General features: G+C 62.3%; 4 protein-coding genes and 1 pseudogene. All 5 read left to right on the top strand.

Annotation, left to right across the window (positions count from 1 at the left end; genetic code table 11):
- Positions 1-465, top strand: a 465-nt coding sequence (ybeY, locus tag EN884_RS27190) for an rRNA maturation RNase YbeY (RefSeq protein WP_128360837.1), incomplete at its 5' end; no start/stop codon positions are given.
- A 28-nt stretch (positions 466-493) separates the two neighbouring features.
- Positions 494-1624 (top strand): hemolysin family protein, encoded by a 1131-nt coding sequence (locus EN884_RS27185; RefSeq protein ID WP_063169992.1) that lies wholly within the window; start codon positions 494-496, stop codon positions 1622-1624.
- A gap of 16 nt (positions 1625-1640) precedes the next feature.
- A pseudogene (locus EN884_RS27180) lies at positions 1641-2111 on the top strand (VOC family protein).
- Between the two features lie 101 nt (positions 2112-2212).
- A complete protein-coding gene (lnt, locus tag EN884_RS27175; protein ID WP_063169993.1) occupies positions 2213-3805 on the top strand; it encodes an apolipoprotein N-acyltransferase in 1593 nt (530 codons plus the stop codon).
- A 142-nt stretch (positions 3806-3947) separates the two neighbouring features.
- Positions 3948-4367, top strand: coding sequence for a helix-turn-helix domain-containing protein (locus tag EN884_RS27170; RefSeq protein WP_013527901.1), 420 nt, complete (start codon positions 3948-3950; stop codon positions 4365-4367).
- The last annotated feature ends 55 nt before the right edge of the window (positions 4368-4422 follow it).

Genomic DNA, 4422 nt, shown 5'->3' with positions numbered 1-4422 from the left:
CCCGTCGACATCGACATAGCGGTTGAGGCGGGCAACTGGCCCGACGAGGCAAGCCTGACGCGGCTGGTCGATCGGGCCGTTAAGGCGGCTTTTGCCGAAACCGGCGTGGCGGGCCGTTCCGAACTCAGTCTCGTTTTTTCCGACGACGCCCATATCCAGGTTCTCAACGCCGGCTGGCGCGGCAAGGACAAACCGACCAACGTCTTGTCTTTCCCGGCTTTTCCGTTTGCGCAGGGCGGTCCGTTGCCGCCGATGCTGGGCGACATCGTGCTGGCCGCCGAAACGGTCGCCCATGAAGCGGTACTGGAAGACAAGCCTGTCGAGAACCATATCACCCATCTCGTCATCCACGGCCTGCTGCATCTGCTGGGCTACGATCACGAGACCGAGGCCGAGGCCGAGGCGATGGAAGCCGTCGAACGCGCGGCGCTTGCAAGGCTTGCCATTCCCGACCCCTACGCGTAACTACATCTGACCAATTGACCGGACGACGATGAACGACAAACCAGAGACTGCCGCCCGCCCCGACGCCGGCAGTGCAACCAAGGCTTCCGATACGTCGGAAGAGGGATCAAGTCCGAGTACCGTTGCCTCTGGTGCTAGCAGTACCTCTGCTGCTGCCGGCACCTCTGGTGCTGCCAGCATCGGCAGCGCTGCCAGCGAGACATCGCCTGCCGGTCCCTCCCTGTTCGACCGCGTTCTTGGCCTGTTCAGGCAACGCAACGGAACCAGCCTGCGGGAGGAAATCGCCGGCGCGCTTGCCGAGACAACGAGCGATGCCGGCGCCTTCTCGCCCGGCGAACGCGCCATGCTCAACAACATCCTGCGGCTGCGCGAAGTGCGCGTCGAGGACGTCATGGTACCGCGCGCCGACATTCAAGGGGTCGAAATCACGACGACGCTCGGCGATCTGCTGGGCACCTTCGAGCAATCCGGCCATTCCCGCATGCCGGTCTATTCAGAGACCCTCGATGATCCGCGCGGCATGGTCCATATCCGTGATGTGCTGGCCCACATCACCAAGATCGCGCGCGTCAAGAAGGGCCGCTCGACCAGGAAAGCACCCGTCGCCACGGTTCTCGATCTCGCCCAGGTCGATCTCGCACGCACCATTGGCGACCTCAATCTGATCCGCCCGGTGCTGTTCGTGCCGCCGTCGATGCTCGCCTCCGACCTGATGGCTCGCATGCAGACGACGCGCACGCAAATGGCGCTGGTCATCGATGAATATGGCGGCACCGACGGCCTTGCCTCGCTGGAAGACATCGTCGAGATGGTGGTCGGCGACATCGAGGACGAGCATGACGACGACGAGCCAATGATCACCCAGAGCGGCGACGGCGTGTTCATCGTCGATGGCAAGGCCGAGATCGACGACGTCGCCAAGATGATCGGCGGGGATTTCGCCGCCGGTGAACATGGCGAATATGTCGACACCATCGGCGGCATGATTTTCAACACGCTTGGCCGTGTTCCGGCCCGCGGCGAGGTGGTGCAGGCCATACCCGGTTTCGAATTTCACGTCCTCGACGCTGATCCGCGCCGCGTCAAGCGCGTGCGCATCGTGCAGAGCCAGAAGGGTGAGCGTCGCCGGCGTGCCACGGCGCGCACCGAACAGGCGTGAGCGTTTCGCTCGCACGATGACTATCGACGACCCGTTCAAGCATCCAAGTCTGGGCTCTGGTGTTTTCTACAAGGATCCGCATGCCGCGCTGGACTGGCTCGAGGCGGCTTTCGGCTTCGAGCGCAGCATGGTGGTCAGCGATGCCGAGGGAAAGCTCATCCATGCAGAGATGCGGTTCGGCGACAGCTACATCATCGTCGATTCCGAATGGAGCGATTACGTCGCCAGCCCGGCTTCGCTCTCGGGCAAGAACACGCAGTCGATCTATGTCAGGCTGAAGGGTGGCCTGGATGCGCATTGCGAGCAGGCGCGGGCGCTCGACGCTGATATAATCCAGGAGCCGGCGGATCAGTTCTAGGGTGAGCGCCAGTATCGTGCACGCGACCCCGAGGGCCATGTCTGGACCTTCACGCAGACCATCCGTTCGGTTCAGCGCGAGGAGGCCGAGCGGCTGGGGGGCGTTCAAATCGAGGGTTGGCACCGGTAGGCAGGGCCGGAGCTGTGCATCTCAGCTAGCCCATGCGCCGTTTGGAGCGCGGAGCGCAGCCTGTTAAATCTTGTGTCCTGATTCGCGACTCGGAAGTATGCATGGAGCGCCTCACCGGCCGGATAATTCTGCTTTGGGGTTGGCGGCGTGCGCTCGTGGCGTTTCTCGCAGGCGCCCTCGCGGTGCTTGGGCAGGCGCCTTACGACTTCTTCGCCGCCTGTTTCGTCTCGTTCCCGCTGCTGGTCTGGCTGCTCGACGGCGCCACCGGCGAAGCTTCAGGCAGTCTGTTCCGGCGTCTGCGGCCGGCTTTCGCCGTCGGTTGGTGGTTCGGTTTCGGCTATTTCCTCGCCGGCCTCTGGTGGATCGGCTCGGCGCTGCTGGTCGAGGCCGACAGCTTTGCCTGGGCGCTTCCCTTCGCGGTGGTCGGCATTCCTTTCATGCTCGCCTTTTTCTACGGCTTTGCGGCAATCGTTGCCCGGCTGCTGTGGAGCAACGACATTGGCCGCATCGCCGCCCTTGCCTTCGGCTTCGGCCTGGCGGAATGGCTGCGCGATTTCCTGTTCACCGGTTTTCCCTGGAATGCCGTCGGCTACGCGGCCATGCCCGTGCCGCTGCTGATGCAGAGCGTCTCGGTGACGGGCATGATCGGCATGAACGCGCTCGCGGTGTTCGTCTTCGCACTGCCGGCACTGCTGGCGGCACGTCGGCACCTGCGCCTCGGCGCGGCACTGTTTGTCGTGCTCGTCGCTGCCCATGTCGGCTTCGGCTATATCAGGCTTGCCGCTCCCGAATCGCCAGCTTCACGCAGCCTGGATGTCCGCATTGTCCAGCCGGCCGTGGACCTGTCGGAAAAATGGGATGCCTCGGTGCGCGACCGCATCTTCGCGGTCCTGATGGGGCTCTCGGGCAAGGCGCCGGATCCAGGCCATCAAAAGCCGCAACTGATCCTGTGGCCCGAAACCTCGGTGCCGTTCCTCTTCACCGAGCGTCCGGACGCATTGACGGCGCTGGGGGATATGCTCGGACCCGGCCAGATGCTGATTGCCGGCGTCGTCCGCGAGGAAGGCGGCTCGGCCGCAAATGCCGACAGCCGCTACTACAACTCCGTGGTGGCGATCGACGACAAGGGTGAAATCACGGACGCCGTCGACAAGGTTCACCTGGTGCCGTTCGGCGAATACCTGCCTTTCGCCGATCTGCTCCAGCGTTTCGGCATCGAGCAACTGGTTGCCGGGCCGATGAGTTTCGCGGCCGGCAATGAGCGGCACGCCATCACGCTACCCGACGGCATCCGTGCGCTGCCATTTATCTGTTATGAGGTGATCTTTCCCGATCTTGTGGCAGTTGACGCTGCGTCAGCGCAGCTTATTGTGAACGTTACCAATGATGCGTGGTTCGGCGACACGCCGGGTCCGTATCAGCATTTCAGGCAGGCCCAGATCCGTGCGGTGGAAAATGGATTGCCATTGGTGCGTGCCGCCAACAACGGCATCTCGGCCGTCGTCGATCCGCGCGGGCGCATCGTCGATGCGCTTGCTATCGACGCGCGCGGCGCCATCGATGCCCACATACCGATTTCCGGACAGGCGCTCATATCTCCCGGCCAACGGCGCATTAACGGAATGCTGATCATGTTGCTGTTTGCCGTTGGGGCAGCGCTGTTGAACGTAAGGCAAAGGCTACGGGTGAATTGACAGCCAACACATTAGAAACTCATACTGTAAGTGCCTGAAAATTTCTCGAAGCCGGTGGATCGTTCTGTTGGGGCAGTTGCCTCCGGCTTTGTTTGGGCAGGAAAAAAAATAGAGAAAGCCGAAAAAATTCGGCGAGGAAAAAATGACAGAAGATAACAAGAAGAAACCGAATCCGATCGACATCCATGTTGGCAGTCGCATTCGGCTTCGCCGCAACATGCTTGGAATGAGCCAGGAAAAGCTGGGAGAAAACCTCGGCATCACATTTCAACAGATTCAGAAATATGAAAAGGGCACCAACCGCGTCGGCGCCAGCCGTCTGCAGGCGATCGCGTCCATACTCGGCGTGCCTGTCGCTTTCTTTTTTGAGGATGCGCCCGGCCAGGAGCCTGTGGCGGGCCGTGGATTTGCCGAGGACGCTTCGATGGCTTTCGCTGTCGAATTCTGCGGCAGCCCTGAAGGCCTTCAGCTCAACCGGGCCTTTGTCAAGATCGCCGACGCCAAGGTGCGCCGCAGGATCATAGACCTGGTCAAGTCCCTCTCCGCCGACGATCCCGACTGATCCTCAATCACGCCAGGACCGGCGGCGCCCCGCCGCCGGTGGCACAAGATAACGG

Origin of the sequence: Mesorhizobium sp. M7A.F.Ca.AU.001.01.1.1, from assembly GCF_004022735.1 — a bacterium.
GTDB classification, from domain to species: Bacteria; Pseudomonadota; Alphaproteobacteria; order Rhizobiales; family Rhizobiaceae; genus Mesorhizobium; species Mesorhizobium ciceri.
Note: the sequence above shows the minus strand (reverse complement) of the source record. Positions and strands in the feature narration are given on the sequence as shown.